We start from the raw sequence: 18,484 nt of genomic DNA, 5'->3' as shown, positions 1-18,484 counted from the left end.
CCGTCCCAATGGTTTCGATCCGCGCGTAACAGATGCGTCCCGGCGCGAAGCGCCGTGCACGGCCGCGCGTCAGAGGCGGGAGGCGGCTGCGGCGACGCGTTCGTCGGTCGCGGTGAAGGCGATGCGGACGTGCCGCGCCCCGCCCTGGCCGTAGAAGTCGCCGGGGCCGACGAGGATGCCGAGGCCGGCCAGGTAGCCGACGGTGTCCCAGCAGGGCTCGTCGCGGGTCGCCCACAGGTACAGCGACGCCTCGGAGTGGTCGATGCGGAAGCCGTGCCGCTCGAACGCCTCGCGCAGGGCGGCGCGGCGGCGGGCGTAGCGCTCGCGCTGGGCGTCCACGTGCGCGTCGTCGTCGAACGCGGCGGTCATCGCGGCCTGCACCGGCGCGGGGACGATCATCCCGGCGTGCTTGCGGACCTCCAGCAGCCGCTTGACCAGCGCCGGGTCGCCGGTGACGATCCCGGCCCGGTAGCCCGCCATGTTGGAGCGCTTGGACAGCGAGTTGACCGCCAGCAGCCCCTCGTGCGAGCCCTCGCACACGTCCGGGTGCAGGATCGAGATCGGCCGCCGCTCGGGGTCGGCGTCCCAGCCGAACTCCAGGTAGCACTCGTCGCTGACCACGATCGCGCCGCGGCCGCGCGCCCAGGCCACCACCTTGCGCAGGTGCTCGGTGGGCAGCACCCGGCCCGTCGGGTTGGACGGGGAGTTCACCCAGACGATCTTCGGGTTGACCGGGCCGAGGGACAGCAGCCCGTCGGCGGGCACCGGCTCGGCCCCGGCCAGGCGGGCGCCCACGTCGTAGGTCGGGTAGGCCAGCTCGGGGAACACGACCCGGTCGCCGGGGCCCGCGCCGAGCAGGGTCGGCAGCCACGCCACCAGCTCCTTGGTGCCGATCACCGGCAGCACCGCGTCGGGGTCGGCGCCGGTCACGCCGAGCCGCCGCCGCAGCCAGCCGGCGACGGCCTCGCGCAGCCGGGGCGTCCCGTAGGTCTGCGGGTAGCCGGGGGCGTCGGCGGCCTCGGCCAGCGCCGCGCGCACGGGTTCGGGCGTGGGGTCCACGGGGGTGCCGACCGACAGGTCGACGAGCCCGCCGGGGTGCGCGGCGGCGCGTTCCCGGTAGGGCTGCAGCCGATCCCATGGGAAGTCCGGCAGCGTGAACACCACAGATGGCTCCGTTTCTGCGACAGGCGTATGGGTCAGCCGGGCACCGTCCCGGCGGCCCCGGCATTCGGGGCGGCGGCGCACGGGAGGACGGCGTCCCCGGTCAGCACGAAGGCCGTGGCCCCGATGTCGGGGCCACGGCCTTGAGCGTACGCGACCGGTGCCGGTCCTGCGCGCAGGAGTCCTGCGCCTCCGGCCCCTGTCATCAGGGTTTCCGGGGGTTCGTCCCCGGGCGGACGCTCCGGGCCCCGGCGAAGGCGGACGGACCGCCGCGCCCCGGTCGGCCGCACGGCGTCGGCAGGGGTTACTCCTCGCCCTGCGGAGGCAGGGCGGCCACGATCGGGTGGTCCCTGTCGATCTTGCCCACCTTGGAGGCGCCGCCGGGCGAGCCGAGCTCGTCGAAGAACTCCACGTTGGCCTTGTAGAAGTCCTTCCACTGCTCGGGGGTGTCGTCCTCGTAGTAGATGGCCTCCACCGGGCAGACAGGCTCGCACGCACCGCAGTCGACGCACTCGTCGGGGTGAATGTAGAGCATTCGCTTCCCCTCGTAGATGCAGTCGACAGGGCACTCCTCGATGCACGCCTTGTCGAGCACGTCCACGCAGGGCTGCGCGATGACGTAGGTCACGTTAGTGACTCCTCTCGGATCCTTCGGCCCCGCCGTACGCCACGGCTCACCGCAAGCTCGCTGTGAATAGTATTGCCACCACGGCGTAGTCGATTCGACATGGGGGTCCTCACATGTCAGACCGTCGCGCCGCGCGGCCACTGGTGTCGATCACACCGGCCGACGCGGGGCAGCGGATCTCGCTGCGCCGCCGGCTGCCCACCGGAGAGTACAGCGACGTGGTCGGCGTCCTCGAGTCGTGGTCCGGTCGTCTGCTGCGGGTCCGCCGGCGGCACGGCGAGGTGGTCGAGGTGCCCGAGGACATCGTGGTGGCCGCCAAGGTCGTCCCGCCCGCTCCCCCGCCCCGCCGTCCCCGCACCTGATCGTTTCCGCGCCGTGCCGGGCCGCGACACGCCGTGGGGCGCAGGGCACGGCAAAACCTCGGTGAAGCGTCCCGGGGCTCAGCGTCCGGCGTACCGGTGGCCGGGCGTGAGGGTGCGGCCGTCGAACAGCTCCGAGACGGTGACGAACGTGAAGCCGCGTTCCCGCAGCCCCTCCAGGACGCTCGGCACGGCGGCGACGGTGGGCCGGTGGATGTCGTGGAACAGCACGATGCCGCCCCGGCGGGGCTGGCGGACCCCGACGATGATGTTGCGGCGGACGTCGCGGTGCAGCCAGTCCAGGGAGTCGACGCTCCACAGGACCAGGGGCATGCCAACGGCGTCCGCCACCCGTCCGTCGACGGCCCCGTACGGCGGGCGGAACAGCACGGGGGCGACCCCGGTGACGTCCTGGACGGCCTGCTGCGTGCGCCGCACCTGGGCCCGCACCTCCCAGGACGGCAGCGTCGTCAGGTCGGGATGGGACCAGCTGTGGTTGCCCACCTCGTGCCCCTCCTCCACCATCCGCCGCACCAGGCCGCGGTGCCCGGCCACGTTCTGCCCGAGCAGGAAGAACGTGGCGTGCACGTGGGCGGCGCGCAGCTGGTCGAGCAGCCGGCCGGTGTAGGCGCCGGGCCCGTCGTCGAAGGTCAGCGCGACGCACTTGCGCAGGGAGCAGTCGACGCGGGAGGACGGCGGCACGGGCGGCTCCGCCGTGGGCGGCTCGGGCTCGGGCTCGGGCCGCTGCGGCGCGACCTCGTCCTCCTGCGAGGCGGGCGACGTGGACGGGTCGTGACCGGGCTCGGTGGAGGCGGAGGGCTGCGGGTCGCCGGTGCGGTCGCCGGCGTCCCTCGTCCTGGACGGTTCGGCGCGCTGGGTCGTGGAGTGCCCGCATCCCGCGGCGAGCATCAGCCCGAGCAGGGCGAAGACGACACAACTCCTGCCGCGCACCACGCCCCCCGGTAGATCCCGCCCTGCCGCTGGGCGCTGCATACCCCGTGCCGGGCCCAGCACACCCCGGCATCTAGGCCCGAACCGGCCACTCCGGGACCTCGGGCGGCAGATCGGTCGTGACCTTCATGGGGAACGCGGCGGCGCGCTTCTCCAGGAATGCCGTGACGCCTTCGCGGGCGTCGGCGGCGCCGCCCAGCGCGGCCATCAGCCGGGAGTCGGCGGCGTGCGCGTCCCAGGGGGACGGGGCCGACAGGCCCGACCACATCAGGCGGCGGATCGCGGCCACCGAGACGGCGGAGGTGTTGTCGCGGATCTCGGCGGCCAGCTCGTAGGCGGCGGGCAGCAGGTCCTCCGGGGCGACGACCCGCGAGACCAGGCCGCCGCGCAGGGCCTCGTCCGCGTCGAACACCCGTCCCGTCACCGCCCACTCCATGGCCTGGGAGATGCCGACCAGGCGCGGCAGGAACCAGCTCGACGCGGCCTCGGTGACGATGCCGCGCCGGGCGAACACGAACCCGAACCTGGCGTTGCCGGCGGCCAGCCGCACGTCCATGGGCAGCGTCATGGTGACGCCGACGCCGACGGCCGCGCCGTTGAACGCGGCGATGACCGGCTTGAGGCAGCGCGCGACGCGCAGCGCGACCGTGCCGCCGCCGTCGCGGGGCGTGCCGTCCTCCAGGACGTCGTCCTCGCCCGCGAACATCTCCTGGGACTTGCCCCGGTCGAAGGTGTCGCCGCCCGCCTCCAGGTCGGCCCCGGCGCAGAACGCCCGGCCCGCCCCCGTCACCACGACCGCCCGCACCTCGTCGTCGGCGTCGACGCGGTCGAAGGCGTCCAGCATCTCGTTGCGCATGGTGTAGGTGTAGGCGTTCATGCGTTCCGGACGGTTGAGCGTGAGCGTGGCGATCCCGTCCCGCACCCGGTAGTCGATCTCGCTGTACGGCACCTGCGACCCCTCTCCGGCGATGTTTCCGAACAGGATTCTAGAAAGCCGCCGGTACGGCTCGGGCGGGGGCGTCAGGAGCGGGCCGACGGGAACAGCCGCAGGACGACCTCGCGCCGCCACTCGTCCGCCGCGCCGGTGAAGCCGCCGGGCGGACCGGGAACCAGGTGGTCGCCGTCGGACGTCAGGCGGAACGCGACGTCCGGCGCGAGCTCCACGTCGCCGGCGGGCGGGCCGCCGGCGACGGCGACGCGTGCGGCCAGCGCCGCCAGGATGCGCGCCCAGCCCTGCCCGAGATAGGGCGGCAGGCCGCCGGCGCGCAGCTCGGGCAGCCCGCGGAAGGCCAGGCCGCGGGTGCGAAGCTCCAGGCCGTCGGGGCGTTCGGCGCCCACGACGCGCACCTCGCCTGGTGTCCCCGCGCGTTCGTCCACGCCACGACCGTACGCCGCCCGCTGGACGGCACACGCTGTGGATCGGTGCGTCGCGGTACGTGAAGCTGATCACTGTAGCCGTCCGCCTGGTGGAACGCCACCCCGCAACTGGCGGTTTGTCGGATAAATTACGACGGTGCAATGGGCCGTCACGACGTACGACTCCGTCTTCGGGTACGTCTCCGCGCACGGCGCGCCTCTGGTCGATCTGCTCGACCCCCAGCCCGGTGAGCGGATCATCGACCTGGGGTGCGGCACGGGCGCGTTCACCGCGGAGATCGCCGAACGCGGCGCCGAGGTGCTGGGCATCGACGGCAACCCCGAGATGGTCGCCCAGGCCGCGGCGCTGAATCCGGGGCTGTCGTTCGTGGTCGGCGACGCCCACACCTTCACCACCAGCGAGCAGTACGACGCCGTCGCCTCCAACGCCGCCCTGCACTGGATGAACCGCGACCCGGACGCGGTGATCGCACGGGTGCACGCGGCGCTGCGGCCCGGCGGCCGGTTCGTCGGCGAGCTGGGCGGGGCGGGCAACTGCGCCGAGCTGATCGCCGCGATGCAGACCGCCTGGCGGGTGTTCGGGCTCGGCGAACCCGAGCTGCCCTGGTACTTCCCCAGCCCGGCCGAGTACGCCACCCGCCTGGAGGCGGGCGGCTTCACGCTGCGGCTGCTGGAGCACGCCGACCGTCCCACCCGCATGACCGAGGGCCCGGACGGCGCCGCCGACTGGGTGCGCACCTACGCCGCGGCCGCCCTGGCCGACGTCCCGCCCGACCTGGTCGAGCCGCTGCTGGCGCGCATCAACGAGCTGGCCGCACCCGCGCTGCGCCGCGAGTCCGGCTGGGTCGCCGACTACGTGCGGCTGCGCTTCGCCGCCGTCCGCAAGGCCGACACGGCGGCCGCCGTGCCCGACATGGCGCCCGGCTTCTAGCCTGGGGTCATGCTGCGGCTGTACGACCATCGCACCGGACGGCCCGAGGAAGTGGCGCGGGGCCCGCTGCGCGTCCACGTCGCCGCCGGGGCCGACCGGGCGCTGATCATCGCCGACCTGCTGCGGCGGGTCGCCGAACGCACCGGCCGCCGCCCGGCCGTGGTGACCCGCACCGAGGGCGTCGAGCCGTCCGCGCACGGCTTCTCCGACCTGCGCCTGCCGGACTTCCCCGTGGCCGACGCCCCGGCCCCGGACGGGACGGTGTTCATAGGCCCCTCACCCGGGCCTGGGCATTCCCTGCTCGTCCCGGACGCCGCACCCGCAGGCGGCGACGCTCTGTGCCTGCGGCTGGCGGTGCTGCGCGTCCACTACCGCGAACCGGCCGAACTGGAGGACCTCAGCAGGCGCGCGGGGGCGGACCTGTCGCGCTGGCGCGCGCTGATGGCCGAATGGGCCCGCTCCCCAGGCCGTCCCATGGACCGCTCGTACGCGACGCGGGCGCAGGCGGCCCTCGCCGACGACCTCGACAGCCCGACCGCCCTGGCGACACTCGACCGGCTGGCCGAGGACCCGGACGTGGCCCCCGGCGCCAAGCTGGAGACCTTCATCCACCTGGACCTGCTGCTCGGCCTGGACCTGGTCTCCCGGATCGGCTGGGCCTGACACCCGGCTCAGCCGGGCGGGGGCGGCGCGTCCCGCACCTCCACCAGGACGCCTTCCGCGACGAGTTCACCCAGCGACCGCCGGAACACGTACGCCGTCCCGCCTCCGGGCTGGTCGAACCAGGGGATCGCGACCCCCGCCAGCGCCCGCACCGGCCGCTCCACCCGGTACAGGTGGTACGGACGGTTGGCCCAGTCCGGCGGCAGTGACCGCTGCCCGAACGGAATCCGCGCCGTATAGGCCACGTTGCCGTCGGCGTCACCGAACCGGTCCACGGTGTCGCCCACCTGAAGCTCGACTTCCGCCGTGTCGCGGAACAGGCTCAGCGGCGGCTCCCCCGCCGACGGTTCGTACGGCGACTCCACCGTGGTGGGCGGCGCGTCGCCGATGGGCGGCGGCCCCGGAGCGTCGGCCGCCGGGGCCGGAGCGTTGAGCGTGGGGGCCGGAGTATCGGCCGGCGGGACAGGGGCGTCCTGTTGCCGGGGCGCGAGCAGCAAGGCGCCCAGCAGCTGTGCGGCGGCCTGTTCACCGGTGTCGAAGACGACCTCCTTGCGGCGCTCGCCGTCCTCGAACCGGAACACCGCCCAACGCAGCCCGTCCCGCACCAGGCACCAGGCGCCCTCGGCCGTCTCCTCCAGCCGATAGGAGCCGGGGTCCACCCCGAACTCCTCAAGCCGCCGCCGCACCCGCGCGATCCACACCTCACCGGCCGGCCGAAGCTCGAACGTCCGCCACCGGTATCCCCCGGCGGCCTCGTCACCAGCGGCTTCCTCCGTTCCCTGGGCGGGCACAGCCCCATGCGCAGGGTTCGGGGCGCTCGCAGGCCCGGACGCGGGCGCCGCCCCCGGCGCCGGGTCGGAATGCGCAGGGCCCTGAGGAGAAGGCGCCTCATGCTCTGAGGGCTGCATACCGGGCACGAGCCCCGGCTCCGGTGTAGCCGCTACGGGGGGAGCCGGGTCCGCAGCGGGGGGAGGCGGCGTCGCGGGCCCAGGAGCGGGGGGCGGGGGCGGGGCGGGCTTGTTGGACAGGGCCGCGGTGGCGGCCTGCAGGGTGGGTTCGTCCACCTCGGGAATGCGGAAGCCCTGGGCGCGGATGTGGGCGACGAGGTCGGGTTCGGGCGGGAGACCGTGCTCGCGCAGGTAGTAGCCGACGGCGCCGGCCCAGATCCAGGTGCCGTCGGTGTGGAAGGTCAGCGGTACCCGGTCACCGCGTTCGGGTGCGAGCTGGTCGGGGGCGTAGGAGCGGGCGGCCCGCACCAGCGGCGCGTTGTGCAGGTAGTCCGCGAGGCGTTCGGCCTCGTCGGGGGCCACGGGCGGACGGGACACCGAGGGCGGGGCGCCGTCCGATCCGGCGTGGTCGAAGACACGGGCCTTGCGGAGCGTGCGCGTCGCGGTGCCGCCCAGGCGGCGGCCCATCCAGTCGGGGACCTTCTCCATGGGGAAGCGCTGGAGTTCCCGGCGGACGTCGTCGACGGTGGGCTCGGTGTTCCAGGCGGGTTCCGCGTCGCGCGAGTAGCTTCCGTCGACGAGCACCCTGCCGTTCTCCAACCTCACCTGGAACTCGAAACGCGACCAGGTGCTGCCTTCGAACGCGTACATGCCCGCGCGCAGCCGGTCCAGCAACGGCCCGGCGGCGGCGGGGGGCGTCCAGGGGCGCATGGTGCCGTCGTCGAAGAAGACCATCACCGGCGGCAGCTCGACGTGGTCCCCCACCGCCTGGTAGTGGCCGTGCAGCCTGCGCCACAGCGCCGGAGCGTGGTCGGCCAGCAGCACGGCCAGGTCGTGCGTCAACAACTCCATCTGCTGGACGGGGTTGAGCGGCTCGGGGGCGGGGTCGGGACGGTGCTCGGGTTCGCGTCCCTCCAGGCGCGCCGCCAGCCACGCGGGCATGTGCTCGGCGGCGCGCGGCATGACGACCTGGTCGCGCTGGTAGCACTCCACGGGGATCGGCGGGTCCCAGAGGGGGTCGAAGTCGCGGTTGTAGAGCCGTTCGACGAGCCCGCCGGGTTCGATGAGGAACAGCACGGAGAACCACGTGCCGCGTTCGGGTTCGTAGTGCGCGCGGCGCAGTTCCATCAGCAGGTCGGTGAGCTGGGACGGTACGCCCTCGGACGGGACGGCCGTGCCGTCGGCGGTGAGGACGGTCGCGGTCACCTCGCTCACCGCCACCGTGGCCGCGCAGCGAAGGTCGATGCGGCGCCATCCCGGCGGCGCCGTCCGCTGGACGAGCTCGACGATCTGGCCTTCCAGCTCGGCCACCCGGTCACCCGACACGGACATGTCCCCTCATCGTCTACCGTTGCACGACCTTGGGCAGCGTATCGGGCCGCACCCACACCGACGTCCGGGTAAAGGCGTTGCCCGGACGCGGTCATGTGCCGGATGCTCGGAGGCATGCGGATCGAGCAGCTGATCGAACTGGAGGAACGCGGCGAACTCCCGGAGTTCGTGCTGTTCTGGGGTGGCACGAAGCCCAAGGGGTGTCTCAGCCAGTGGTATCCGTCGCCCTTCACGCTCGACGGCGTCACCTACGACACGGCCGAGCACTACATGATGGCCGAGAAGGCGCGCCTGTTCGGTGACGCGCAGGCGGTCGAACGCATCCTCGCCGACCCCGACCCCGCGCGGGCCAAGGCGATGGGGCGCCGCGTCAAGGGCTTCGACGAGGACACCTGGGTCAAGCACCGGTACGACATCGTCGTGACGGGCAACAAGGCCAAGTTCGGCGCCCACGAGAAGCTGCGCGACTTCCTGCTGGGGACGACGGGCAAGGTGCTGGTGGAGGCCAGCCCGCACGACACCATCTGGGGCATCGGCCTGGGCGAGCAGCAGCCCGAGGCGCGGCGCCCGTCCCAGTGGCGGGGGTCGAACCTGCTGGGGTTCGCCTTGATGGAAGTGCGTGAGTCGCTGCGAGACTACTCGGCCTGAGGCAATACGGTCGGGTCTCGTGTCGAGCGAAGCCGTCTCCGTCTCCGGGCCCACCGTCACCCCTCCCCCGCCGCGTCGCCGCCGCCGGAGGCGCGTCCTGCTGACCGTGGTGCTGGCCGTCGTCGTCGTGCTGGGCCTGGGGACGGGAGGGGTCGGCTGGTATTTCTCCGGTGTCGCCACCGAGGTGTCGCACGAGGAGGAGTTCCCGCTGACCGTGCTGGACGTCGGGAACGGCACCGTGACGCTCCCCCGCGACGAGGCCACGGTACGGCCGGGCACGTGGGCGCTGGCGTGGAAGGGCGGGCGTGCCCTCCTGGGTCCGGTGGTGAGCCGGGACGGGCGCGGCGTCGTCCGCAGGGTGACGAACGTTTCTCAGGGCACGCTCACCAAGGGCTTGCGCGTCTACCTCGACCATTGGGTGTACGCGGGGGATCCCCGGCGCGCCCTGGGCCTGGAGTTCCGCGACGTCACCTATCCCACGCAGGCGGGGGCGATGCCCGCATGGTTCCTGCCTGGCAGGACGAACCAGACGACGTGGGTCATCGCGGTGCACGGACGTAACGCCGACAAGGCCGAGACGTTCCGGGTCATGCCGGCCGTGCACCGCTTGGGTCTGCCCATGCTGTCCATCGCCTACCGCAACGACGTGGGCGCGCCCCGCTCACCGGACCACCGCAACCACCTGGGCGACACCGAGTGGCGCGACGTGGCCTCCGCCGTGGCGTACGCCCGGTCGCAGGGCGCCACGGGGGTGGTCCTCTACGGATGGTCGATGGGCGGGGCGATGGTGATGACCGCCCTGCGTCACTCCGACGACCCCGGGTTCGTCCACGGCGTGGTGCTCGACTCCCCGGTGATGGACTGGAGCGCCACCCTCGACAAGCAGGGCGCCGACCGCAACCTGCCGGGCTTCGTCACGGCCGCGGCCAAGCGCATCCTGCAGTGGCGTACCGGCATCGATCTGGACGACTACGACCAACGCCGGTACGCCCCCGGCCTGAAGACTCCGACGCTGATGTTCACCACGGACTCCGATTCCATGGTGGACAACGCACCGTCCCTGGCCTTCGCCAAGCGCGCGCCTCAGGGGCTGGTCACGCACGTCCAAGCCCAGGCGGACCACACCGAGGCGTGGAACGTGGACCCCGCCGCCTACGAGCGCGCGTTGCACACCTTCCTCACCGGCCTCAAGGCGTGAGCAGGCGCGCCGTCTCCCCCAGCAGTTCGGTCTGGCGCAGCGAGCTTCCCGCGAACGGCAGGCCGATGACGCGGTGCGCCCCCGCGTCCGCCAGCGCGGCAAGGCGTTCGGCGGCCTGCGCGGGGCCTCCCACGGCCAGCGCGTCACGCGCGTCTTCTTCCGACATCCCGTACTGCGTCAGCCCCCGCACCTGGGCGTCGACCACGGACGCGGGCAGGTCGCCCAGGCCGAGGCTGACGCTGGCGGTCAGCTTCGGTGCCGGGCGGCCCTGCTCGGCGGCCAGCTCCGCCAGCCGCGCCGCCGCGTCCCTGAGCGCACGCGGCGTGGGGAATCCCGCGTACCACTCGTCCCCGAACCGCAGAAGACGGCGTGTCGTCGCCGCGCCGAGCCCTCCGCCGACGAGCACCGGCGGCATGGGCGCGCCCGGCTCAAGCGTGACCTCCTCGCCGTTCACGACCGTGGGCCTGCCCTCGACCAGGTCCGGCAGGATCTCCAGCGCGGCGTCGGTGCGCCTGCCGCGTTCGGCGTAGGGGACGCCCACCGCCCGCCATGCCGCCTCACCGTGCACGGCCCCGCCCGTGCCGACGCCCAGCAGCACCCGCCCGCCCGACAGGTGCTGCAGGGTCGCGACCTGCTTGGCGGCCCACGCGACGGGACGCAGCGCCAGCACCATCACGCCGAAGCCGAGCTTGACGCGTTCGGTGGCGGCCGCGGCGGCGGCCAGCCGCAGGGTGCTGTCGAGGAACGGCCGCACCGCGATCAGGTGGTCCCCCGACCACACCGACTCCAGTCCGGCCTCCTCGGCGAGCCGGGCCTGCGGGGCGACCCCCGCCGCGTCCTGCGGGTTCGCCGACGAGAGGCCGATGCCCACCTTGAGCCGCCCCATCACCGCACCTCCAGCAGCGTCTTGCCGACGGTCGCGCGCGACTCGATGGCCGCGTGCGCGTCGGCGGCCCGTTCCAGCGGGAACCGCTGGCCGATCAGCGGACGCAGCCGTCCGGCGGCGGCCTCGGCGAGCGCGCTCTCGGTGCACTCGCGCATCAGCTCGGGCGTCGGCGCCGGCCTGACCAGCGTCACTCCGCGCCCGGCCGCCTCCTCCTCGGTCACGTCGGACCACTCGCCGCTGGCCAGGCCGTAGCTGACCATGCGTCCCCCCGGGCGGAGCAGCCGGAACGCGGCGCGTCCCACGGCGCCGCCGACGCCGTCGAAGACGACGTCCACCCCGTCGATCTTCTCGGTCCAGTCCGGTTCCAGGTAGTCGGCGACCTCGTCGGCGCCGAGCTCCCGCGCCACCTCCAGCTTGCGCGGACCGCCCGCCGCCGCGACGACCGTCGCCCCGGCCGCCTTGGCGAGCTGCACCAGCAACGACCCGACACCTCCCGCGGCCGCCTCCACCAGCACGCGCTCCCCCGCACGCGGCGCACCGGCCCGCAGCTCGAACGTGGCGGTACGCCCGTCGGCCAGCAGCGCGACCGCCGCGTCCAACGCCAGCGCGTCGGGCACCGGGTACAGGCCCGCCGCGTCCACGACGGCCCGTTCGGCATAGCCGCCCGAACCGCCGGTGGAGCTCACCACCCGCCTGCCCACCAGCCCCGGGTCCACGCCGTCGCCCACCGCCGCCACGACACCGCCGACGCCGTTGCCGGGAATCATCGGCAGCCGTGCCTTGAACGGCCCGCTGCCGGTCGCGCGGAACTGCGTCTCCACGAACGTGATGTTGGCGAACGCCACGTCCACGACCGCCTGCCCCGGCCCCGCCACCGGGTCCGGCGCGTCACCGGCGACGAGCACCTCCGGCCCGCCGAACTCCCTCAACCACACCGCTCGCAATTCACAGCCCTCCAGTACGAGAAAACGTCCTGGACGAGGCTGCTACCTCAAGCGCGCTTCAGGTCAAGTCAGGTGATGTCGCGGCGGACCGTGGTGACCATCGCGATCACCGCGAACACCAGCCCGTAGCCCAGCAGCACCAGCGTGCCGCCCCAGGCGGGCAGGGTGTCCAGCTCCCCCGCGCCGCCGAAGCCGCCGGTCGTCCGCGTGATCGCGCGCACCGCCCCGGCGGGGAGCCACTGCCCCACCTGCGGCAGCGCCACCGTCAGGATCGCCTCGACGAGCTGCACCCAGCCGACCGCCACCAGGATGGCCGCGATCTGGTTGCGGATCAGCGCGCCCAGCCCCAGCCCGACGAGCGCGTACAGGCCCATGGCCAGCACCGTCCCGCCCAGGATCATCGGCACGTCGTTGTCGAGCAGCGACGTCGGGCCGCCCCGGATCGCCAGCGCGGGCAGCGCCACCGCCACCGTCACCAGCACCGTCGCCAGTCCGAACCCCAGCCCGAACACGAAGTAGGACACCAGCTTGGCCGCCAGCACCCGGCCCCGCCGCGGCGTGACCAGGAACGCCTGGGTGATCGTCCCGTGCCGGTACTCGCCGGTGATGCCGATGACGCCGAGGATCATCATGAACAGCACGCCGCTGCTGGCGGTGGCGTAGAAGGCGCGCACGGTGTCGGGGTCGGTGACCGGCGGCAGCGCCTGCCGCCCGTCCATCTCGACGCCCGCCAGCGCGATGTAGAACGCCAGCCCCATCACCGTGAACCCCACGCTGAGACCGAGCATGCCCAGCCACATCCGGGTGGACCGGATCTTCAGCAGCTCCGCCTGGATCAGCCGGATCATCCCGTCTCTCCCATCTCCGCCCGGGTCAGCTCCAGGAAGACGTTCTCCAGCCCGGACCGCTCCTCCACCAGCTCCGTCAGCACCGCGCCGGCGTCCAGCGCCGCGCGCCCGACCCGCTCGGCGTCCACCCCGCTCACCCAGAGCCGGTCGTCCTCGGACCGCACGGTCGCGCCCGCGTCCTCCAGCGCCCGCCGCAGCTCCTCCGGCTGCCGCGTGCCCACCTTCAACTCGCCGCCGCGGACCAGCTCGGCCAGCGGCGCGTCGCGCAGCACCCGGCCCCGCGCGACGATCACCACGCGGTCGGCGACCTGCTCGACCTCGGCCAGCACATGACTCGACACCAGGACGGTGCAGCCGATGTCGGCCAGGTGCCTGAGGAACTGGCGCAGCCAGTGGATCCCGGCGGGGTCCAGGCCGTTGGCGGGCTCGTCCAGGATCAGCACGCGCGGCTCGCCCAGGGTCGCCTCCGCCAGCGCCAGCCGCTGCCGCATGCCGAGCGAGAACCCCAGCACCCTGCGGTCGGCCGCGTCCTTGAGCCCGGTCACCTCCAGGGCCTCGTCCACCCGCCGCGTCGGCAGCCCGGCCGCCGTGCACACGACCTTCAGATGGTCGCGCGCGCTGCGCCCCGGGTTGAACCCGGTGGCCTCCAGCGCCGCGCCCACCTCCACCACGGGGCGTTCCAGCTCGGCGTACCTGCGTCCGTTGATCAGCGCCCGCCCGGACGTGGGCGCCACCAGCCCGAGCAGCATCCGGAGCGTCGTCGTCTTCCCCGCCCCGTTCGGCCCGAGAAAACCCGTCACCTCCCCGGGCCGGGCCGCGAAGCTCACCCCGTCCACGGCCCGGACCGTCCCGAACCTCTTGGTCAGTTCCTCAACCTCAATCACGGACACATCGTGCCAGCCGCGACAATCCCCCCGCATTGCCCCAATCGGCGGCCCGAGCGCGCCCGCCGACTCTCCCCACGAAGCTCTTTTCTGCTCACAAGCTCCTCTGTAAGCTTTGCGCCGTACTCCACCCCCGTCGTCGGCTAATGATCAGGGATGGCGATGAGCGCCCGGTTGATCGGCCTGTGCCCCGGCTCCGGGCCCGCCCGCCGCGCACGCCTCGCCGTCGCCCTCACCGCGATCACCGCGACGGCCTCCTGCGGCGGCTCGTCCTCCGGCGGCGCCTTCCAGCCGAGCGGCACCTTCGGCGGCCCCTCCGCCCCGCCGGCCACCACGGCCGCCCCGCCCCCGTCGGCCCTCCCCACCGCCCAGGTCGACCAGACCGTCCTGCAGCGCTACCGCGAGTACCAGCGCGTCTACAAGCAGGTCTACGAGACCAACGACCCGGCGCCCCTCGCCGCCGTCGCCACCGACCCCCTCCTCACCGACGTCACCCAGGACGTCGAGAAGACCAGATCGAAAGGCGAGATCTGGCGCTTCACCAACGTCCTCAACCCGAAGATCCAGGGCCGGAGCACCGACGGGACGCAGGTGATCGTCCTCGACTGCGTCCGGACGCTCGGCGCCTACCGCTACTCCGCCAGGACGGGCGAACGGCTCGGCAGCCTGCCCGGCGGCACGGCGCTCTACCAAGTGTTCATGAGGTACGACGCGGGCACCTGGAAAGCCTCCAAAGCCACGCTGGGGAAGAAATGCTGACCAAACCGATCAGGCCGACCGTCACCGCCCTCGCCCTGAGCCTGCTTCCTGCCGGTGCGCTGTTCCTCCTCCCCGAGACCGCCTCGGCCGCCCCCTGCCCGGTCGGTCAGGGCGATGGCTCGGTCAACGTCTGCGCCGGTGGCGGCAATACCCGGCCAGGGTCGGGCGGCGGAGGCGGCGGTGGCGGAGGCGGCGGTGGGGCCGCCCCCACCACGGAAGAGGACCTGGGCTGCCCGGAGGCGGCCGGCGGTTTCGCCTGCAACCTCACCGAGGACGGCCCCGAGCCCGCCCCCGCCGTCCCCACCGTCACCGTCGCCAGCATGGCGCGCGACCAGCTGACGATCCCGTCTCCGACCATCCACACCGCCCCCAGCCCGCGGACCTATGTGAAGGTCCGCACCTCCCTGTGGATCGACCAGGCCGACTTCACGACCCGCACCGCCCAGGCCTCGGCCGGCGGTCAGACCGTCACCGCCACCGCGAAGCCGACGTCGGTCACCTGGAACATGGGAGAGAACACGGTCACCTGCACCACGGCCGGCTCACCCAACGGCAGCGAGTGCGGCTACACCTACAATCGCTCGTCGGCGGGCCAGCCCGGCGGCAAGTACTCGATCACTGCCACGACCACCTGGCAGGTGACCTGGACCTGCACGGGGGCGTGCGACCAGCCCGGCGGGACGCTGGACGACATGGCCTCGGCCGCCACGTTCCCCCTCGCCGTCGGAGAGATCCAGACCAACACCAGGAACTGACCGGCGGCGCGGCTGAGGCGCCCGGCGTGCGGCGTGCGGGCCAGGGCCTGCCGCCCACGCCGCCATGTGTTCTGCGCGCCCCGGCACGGTGTCGGCCGTGCTCACGAGTCGTCGCCCGGCCCGTCACACCACGGTGTGCCCATAGGCGGTGGCGAGGGGGGTTAGGTCGGGGTCGCCGTAGTGGGCGCGTAGCTGGGTGAATCGCTGGGCTTTGGAGTCCCCGAAGCGGCGGATTTTCTGGGTGTAGGTGGCGGGGGTGACGAAGGTCGGCGGTGTTGTTTTGCTGTGGAACTTGTCGGCGTACAGGACGAGTTCTTCTTCGCCGGTTTCGGGCGGGTAGTCGGCCTCCGGGATGGGCAGGGACTGGGCGCGGACGTCGTCGCGGGTCAGGCCGACGCCGGTGTGGCAGGAGCAGAAGCGGCAGAGGAACTCGGGGAAGCCGAGGTCGCGCAGGAGTTCGTGGCCGAGGACGCCGTGACGTATGTAGCCGGCGTGGTCGAGTTCGCCGGACGGGGTGTAGAGCAGGTAGACGCCGATGTCGTGCAGGAGGCTTCCGGCGCGTACGAGTTCCGCGTCCAGGTCGAGGGTGTCGCGGGAGAGGAACTGTTCCGCGATTTCGCAGACGATCTGGCAGTGCGTGTAGACGAGTTCGAACGCTTCGGGTGTGGGCGCGTATTTCTCGTGCAGGGCTCGGATCTCTCGGTCTGACGGCAGTCGCATGGAGGACGTCCTATCGAACGTGTACCTCGACCGCCCGGCCGTCGGGATCGTGCAGGACCCCGTGGCCGGGGTTCAGGGAGGTTGACGCGGCGTCGACGGTGCATGCCAGCCGCAGGGAATCGGTCCGGCGGTCTGATGTCGCGGGGTAGAGCTCGAAGACGGTGCCGTCGGTCATGACCGCCGCGTAGTGTTCGGGGCCGTTGCCGTGTTGTTCGGGTTTGAAGGTCAGGCCCAGGGACTCGTAGAAGCGGCGTGTCTCGTCCAGCAGCGGGGTGTAGATGACCAGCAGGCGCAGTCGCACCGTCTGAGTGTAGGAGGCGCCTGAGGCGGCCGGGATCGCCCCGCCGCCTCAGGCGCCTTGGTGGTTCAGCGGATCCGGCAGGTGGCGGTGGCGGTCTTGGTGGTGTCGCTTTCGGAGGTGGCGGTCAGCGTCACGTCGCCCTTGCGGGTGCCGTTCGACGGCTTGGCCCAGACGTCCACGGTGGTGGCGCCGCCGACCTTGGCGGTGGCCAGGGCGTTCGGGAGCCAGGTCTGCCAGCCCTTGGCGCCGGCCTTCAGGCGGTAGACGTCGGCCGCACTGTGGCCGGTGCCGCCCTTGCCGGTGTTGCGCAGCGGCAGCGTGCACTTGACCCAGCCGGAGCCGGCGGAGCGGACCGTGGCGGAGTTGAGGCGGACGCCGCGGCGGGCCGGGCCGGCACCGTCCAGGGACCGGATCGCGACGGTGTAGGAGAGGATGCCCTTGTCGTCGCGTTCGAGGTCGAGCACGTAGAAGTGCAGGCGGTTGGCCTCGTCGACGTACTCGTACTCGCTGCCGGAGTCGGTGCCGGCGTGGAACAGCGCGTCCGACAGCTGACGGTAGTCGCCGATCGTCATCTTCTGCGGCTGCCCGTTGGGCAGGACGAAGTCGACCTTGTCGATGTCCTGCGGGTTGGCGTCCTTCACCCAGATGAACGGCTCACCGCGCGGTTCGGTGTCCTTGGTCTTGGCGAGCAGGACGCCGGAGTCGGGCGTGAACGAGTCGAAGCCCATGCGGTCGACGACCTCGACGGTGTAGTTGTGGTAGCCGCCGCCGTCGCACAGCGGGTCGGTGGCTTCGTTGCAGGCGGGGCTCTTGTCACCGTCCGCGCCGAGCTTGAGGTTGATGCCCGCCAGCTCGTTCTTGCCGGGCTGGACGGCGCGCGCCGTCACCTTGGCCACGACGACGCCGGACGCGGCCAGGGCCTCGCGGCTGGTCTGCAGCACCTTGGAGTCGTCGACGATGCCGAGCTTGAGCTTGTTGCGCAGCATGTGCTGGGCGCCCATCGAACCGCCGCCGGTGGCCGGGATCGTCCACCGGCTGTGCGGGCCGCCGGGGCCGTTGAACGAGCCGCGGCTGAGCATCTCCCACGGGCCCGAGTAGGCGCGGCGCGGCGGGTTGCCGTACGGGTTGTTGTAGTTGTCGCCGATGCCGAGGATGTGGCTGAACTCGTGGGCGAACACGCCCATGCCCGAACTCTCCGCCTGCGTGGAGCTGCCGGTGACCGCGTTCGGCCAGATGGTGGAGCCGGCGGCCCAGGACGTCCAGTCGACGTAGCGGGTCTTCACCCAGTTGGGCAGGTTCGGGTCCTGCGGCCCCCACTCGGGCGGGACCTCCTCCTTGGAGTTGAACTTCATCTGCCCGAATTCCTGCCATGTGGACGACTCGTCCTGCCCGGCCGACAGGTAGAAGACGAAGTCGAACTCGGCGGCCTTGGCCTCGCCGACGTCGGCGATCCAGGCGGCGCGGGCGTCGCGGCGGATGTCGCGTCCGCAGGTGTCGCCGGAGGGGCAGCCGGTGCCGCCCTGGAAGGAGTCGATGCCGTACTCGTGGGACTTGCCGGGCATCCGGTAGCCGCCGAACGCGGTCAGGTCGACGCCGTACCGTCCGCCGGAGTCCTCCATCCAGTACTCGTGCAGCGTGTGCCCGCGGTTGAGGGCCTGCGGCTTGTTGAGGAAGTCCTGGTAGAACTTGGCGACCTGGTCGCGCGGGACGCCGCCGACGAGGGTCGGGTTGCCGAAGATGGTGGAGTTCTTCGGCTGGGTCACCACGAACGGCTGGTTGGGGTAGTCGACCAGCACCACGGCGCCCTTGAAGTTCTTCACCGACCCCTTGCGCGACGGGTCGGCCCAGTTCGTGCCGGGGACGGGCTTGTAGTCGTCCCAGGTCATGGTGTCGGGCAGCTCGTAGTTCTGCGGGTCGACCGGCCGCGGCTGCCCGGCGGCGTAGGTGCGCGTCCGCTGGCTCTCCTGCCACGGCTGGGTCTTCGGCCAGTGGCGCATCTGCCAGGGGTTGGGGGTCGGCTCGGGTACGCGCGGTCGCGGTTGCGCCGCGGCCGGCGCCGCCGCCAGGACGGTCGCCAGCGCCAGCCCCGCCGCGGCGGACACCATGAGTCTCTTTCGGGCGAGCATGTCTCCCCTGTCTCTCAAAAGGTCGGTGAGACGGTAAAGACGCGCGAATCGCGGTGCAACGGCCGA

20 protein-coding genes are annotated in these 18,484 nt (G+C 72.7%); 7 read left to right on the top strand and 13 right to left on the bottom strand.

Going from position 1 to position 18,484, the window contains the following annotated elements:
- Window positions 1-69: 69 nt before the first annotated feature.
- Together dapC and fdxA are read right to left on the bottom strand one after the other, a co-directional pair.
- Window positions 70-1,161 (bottom strand): succinyldiaminopimelate transaminase, encoded by a 1,092-nt coding sequence (gene dapC / locus ABZ801_RS28315; RefSeq protein WP_344944482.1) that lies wholly within the window; start codon window positions 1,159-1,161, stop codon window positions 70-72.
- 304 nt (window positions 1,162-1,465) lie between these two features.
- Window positions 1,466-1,789, bottom strand: a complete 324-nt coding sequence (gene fdxA / locus ABZ801_RS28310) for a ferredoxin (protein WP_344944426.1) — start codon at window positions 1,787-1,789, stop codon at window positions 1,466-1,468.
- Window positions 1,790-1,902: 113 nt separating this feature from the next.
- On the opposite strand from fdxA, the gene ABZ801_RS28305 reads away from it, so the two are divergent.
- Window positions 1,903-2,151, top strand: a complete 249-nt coding sequence (locus tag ABZ801_RS28305) for a hypothetical protein (RefSeq protein WP_344944422.1) — start codon at window positions 1,903-1,905, stop codon at window positions 2,149-2,151.
- Between the two features lie 78 nt (window positions 2,152-2,229).
- Here ABZ801_RS28305 and ABZ801_RS28300 read toward each other — a convergent pair whose 3' ends face one another.
- The 3 genes from ABZ801_RS28300 to ABZ801_RS28290 form a co-directional block, all read right to left on the bottom strand.
- Entirely contained in the window at window positions 2,230-3,102 is an 873-nt protein-coding gene (locus ABZ801_RS28300; protein ID WP_360703341.1) for a polysaccharide deacetylase family protein, read from the bottom strand.
- Window positions 3,103-3,172: 70 nt separating this feature from the next.
- Complete coding sequence (locus ABZ801_RS28295) at window positions 3,173-4,048, bottom strand: crotonase/enoyl-CoA hydratase family protein (protein WP_344944417.1); 876 nt, start codon at window positions 4,046-4,048, stop codon at window positions 3,173-3,175.
- A 71-nt stretch (window positions 4,049-4,119) separates the two neighbouring features.
- Window positions 4,120-4,476 (bottom strand): hypothetical protein, encoded by a 357-nt coding sequence (locus tag ABZ801_RS28290; protein ID WP_360703338.1) that lies wholly within the window; start codon window positions 4,474-4,476, stop codon window positions 4,120-4,122.
- 136 nt (window positions 4,477-4,612) lie between these two features.
- Between ABZ801_RS28290 and ABZ801_RS28285 the strand changes: the two genes are divergently transcribed.
- Complete coding sequence (locus ABZ801_RS28285; RefSeq protein ID WP_360703335.1) at window positions 4,613-5,407, top strand: class I SAM-dependent methyltransferase; 795 nt, start codon at window positions 4,613-4,615, stop codon at window positions 5,405-5,407.
- Between the two features lie 9 nt (window positions 5,408-5,416).
- Window positions 5,417-6,070 carry a hypothetical protein gene (locus ABZ801_RS28280; RefSeq protein WP_360703332.1) on the top strand — a complete coding sequence of 218 codons (654 nt, stop codon included), beginning with the start codon at window positions 5,417-5,419 and terminating at the stop codon, window positions 6,068-6,070.
- A gap of 8 nt (window positions 6,071-6,078) precedes the next feature.
- Here the strand turns inward: ABZ801_RS28280 and ABZ801_RS28275 are convergent, their stop codons facing one another.
- Window positions 6,079-8,349 carry a TNT domain-containing protein gene (locus ABZ801_RS28275; protein ID WP_360703329.1) on the bottom strand — a complete coding sequence of 757 codons (2,271 nt, stop codon included), beginning with the start codon at window positions 8,347-8,349 and terminating at the stop codon, window positions 6,079-6,081.
- Window positions 8,350-8,463: 114 nt separating this feature from the next.
- Between ABZ801_RS28275 and ABZ801_RS28270 the strand changes: the two genes are divergently transcribed.
- Entirely contained in the window at window positions 8,464-8,997 is a 534-nt protein-coding gene (locus tag ABZ801_RS28270) for an NADAR family protein (protein WP_360703326.1), read from the top strand.
- Window positions 8,998-9,016: 19 nt separating this feature from the next.
- Window positions 9,017-10,195 (top strand): alpha/beta fold hydrolase, encoded by a 1,179-nt coding sequence (locus ABZ801_RS28265; RefSeq protein ID WP_360703323.1) that lies wholly within the window; start codon window positions 9,017-9,019, stop codon window positions 10,193-10,195.
- Here ABZ801_RS28265 and ABZ801_RS28260 read toward each other — a convergent pair.
- From ABZ801_RS28260 to ABZ801_RS28245, 4 genes are all read right to left on the bottom strand, one after another.
- Entirely contained in the window at window positions 10,185-11,081 is an 897-nt protein-coding gene (locus ABZ801_RS28260) for an LLM class flavin-dependent oxidoreductase (protein ID WP_344944397.1), read from the bottom strand. The genes ABZ801_RS28265 and ABZ801_RS28260 overlap by 11 nt on opposite strands.
- Entirely contained in the window at window positions 11,081-12,016 is a 936-nt protein-coding gene (locus ABZ801_RS28255) for a zinc-binding dehydrogenase (RefSeq protein WP_360703320.1), read from the bottom strand. The genes ABZ801_RS28260 and ABZ801_RS28255 overlap by 1 nt, the downstream gene beginning before the upstream one ends.
- Before the next feature lie 77 nt (window positions 12,017-12,093).
- Entirely contained in the window at window positions 12,094-12,873 is a 780-nt protein-coding gene (locus ABZ801_RS28250; protein ID WP_344944391.1) for an ABC transporter permease, read from the bottom strand.
- Entirely contained in the window at window positions 12,870-13,757 is an 888-nt protein-coding gene (locus tag ABZ801_RS28245; protein ID WP_360703317.1) for an ABC transporter ATP-binding protein, read from the bottom strand. Before ABZ801_RS28245 ends, ABZ801_RS28250 begins: the two co-directional genes overlap by 4 nt.
- A gap of 162 nt (window positions 13,758-13,919) precedes the next feature.
- On the opposite strand from ABZ801_RS28245, the gene ABZ801_RS28240 reads away from it, so the two are divergent.
- Both ABZ801_RS28240 and ABZ801_RS28235 read left to right on the top strand, forming a co-directional pair.
- The gene (locus ABZ801_RS28240; RefSeq protein ID WP_360703314.1) at window positions 13,920-14,516 is read left to right on the top strand and encodes a hypothetical protein; all 597 of its coding nucleotides are present in this window, start codon (window positions 13,920-13,922) and stop codon (window positions 14,514-14,516) included.
- Window positions 14,510-15,271 carry a hypothetical protein gene (locus ABZ801_RS28235; RefSeq protein ID WP_360703311.1) on the top strand — a complete coding sequence of 254 codons (762 nt, stop codon included), beginning with the start codon at window positions 14,510-14,512 and terminating at the stop codon, window positions 15,269-15,271. The genes ABZ801_RS28240 and ABZ801_RS28235 overlap by 7 nt, the downstream gene beginning before the upstream one ends.
- A gap of 123 nt (window positions 15,272-15,394) precedes the next feature.
- Here ABZ801_RS28235 and ABZ801_RS28230 read toward each other — a convergent pair whose 3' ends face one another.
- The 3 genes from ABZ801_RS28230 to ABZ801_RS28220 form a co-directional block, all read right to left on the bottom strand.
- The gene (locus tag ABZ801_RS28230) at window positions 15,395-15,991 is read right to left on the bottom strand and encodes an HDIG domain-containing metalloprotein (protein ID WP_360703308.1); all 597 of its coding nucleotides are present in this window, start codon (window positions 15,989-15,991) and stop codon (window positions 15,395-15,397) included.
- Window positions 15,992-16,001: 10 nt separating this feature from the next.
- Window positions 16,002-16,292, bottom strand: a complete 291-nt coding sequence (locus ABZ801_RS28225) for a glyoxalase/bleomycin resistance/dioxygenase family protein (RefSeq protein WP_360703305.1) — start codon at window positions 16,290-16,292, stop codon at window positions 16,002-16,004.
- A 65-nt stretch (window positions 16,293-16,357) separates the two neighbouring features.
- Window positions 16,358-18,397 (bottom strand): M6 family metalloprotease domain-containing protein, encoded by a 2,040-nt coding sequence (locus ABZ801_RS28220; RefSeq protein WP_360703302.1) that lies wholly within the window; start codon window positions 18,395-18,397, stop codon window positions 16,358-16,360.
- Between the last annotated feature and the right edge of the window lie 87 nt (window positions 18,398-18,484).

The organism is Actinomadura sp. NPDC047616 (assembly GCF_040642915.1).
Taxonomy (GTDB): Bacteria; Actinomycetota; Actinomycetes; order Streptosporangiales; family Streptosporangiaceae; genus Spirillospora; species Spirillospora miaoliensis.
Note: the sequence above shows the minus strand (reverse complement) of the source record. Positions and strands in the feature narration are given on the sequence as shown.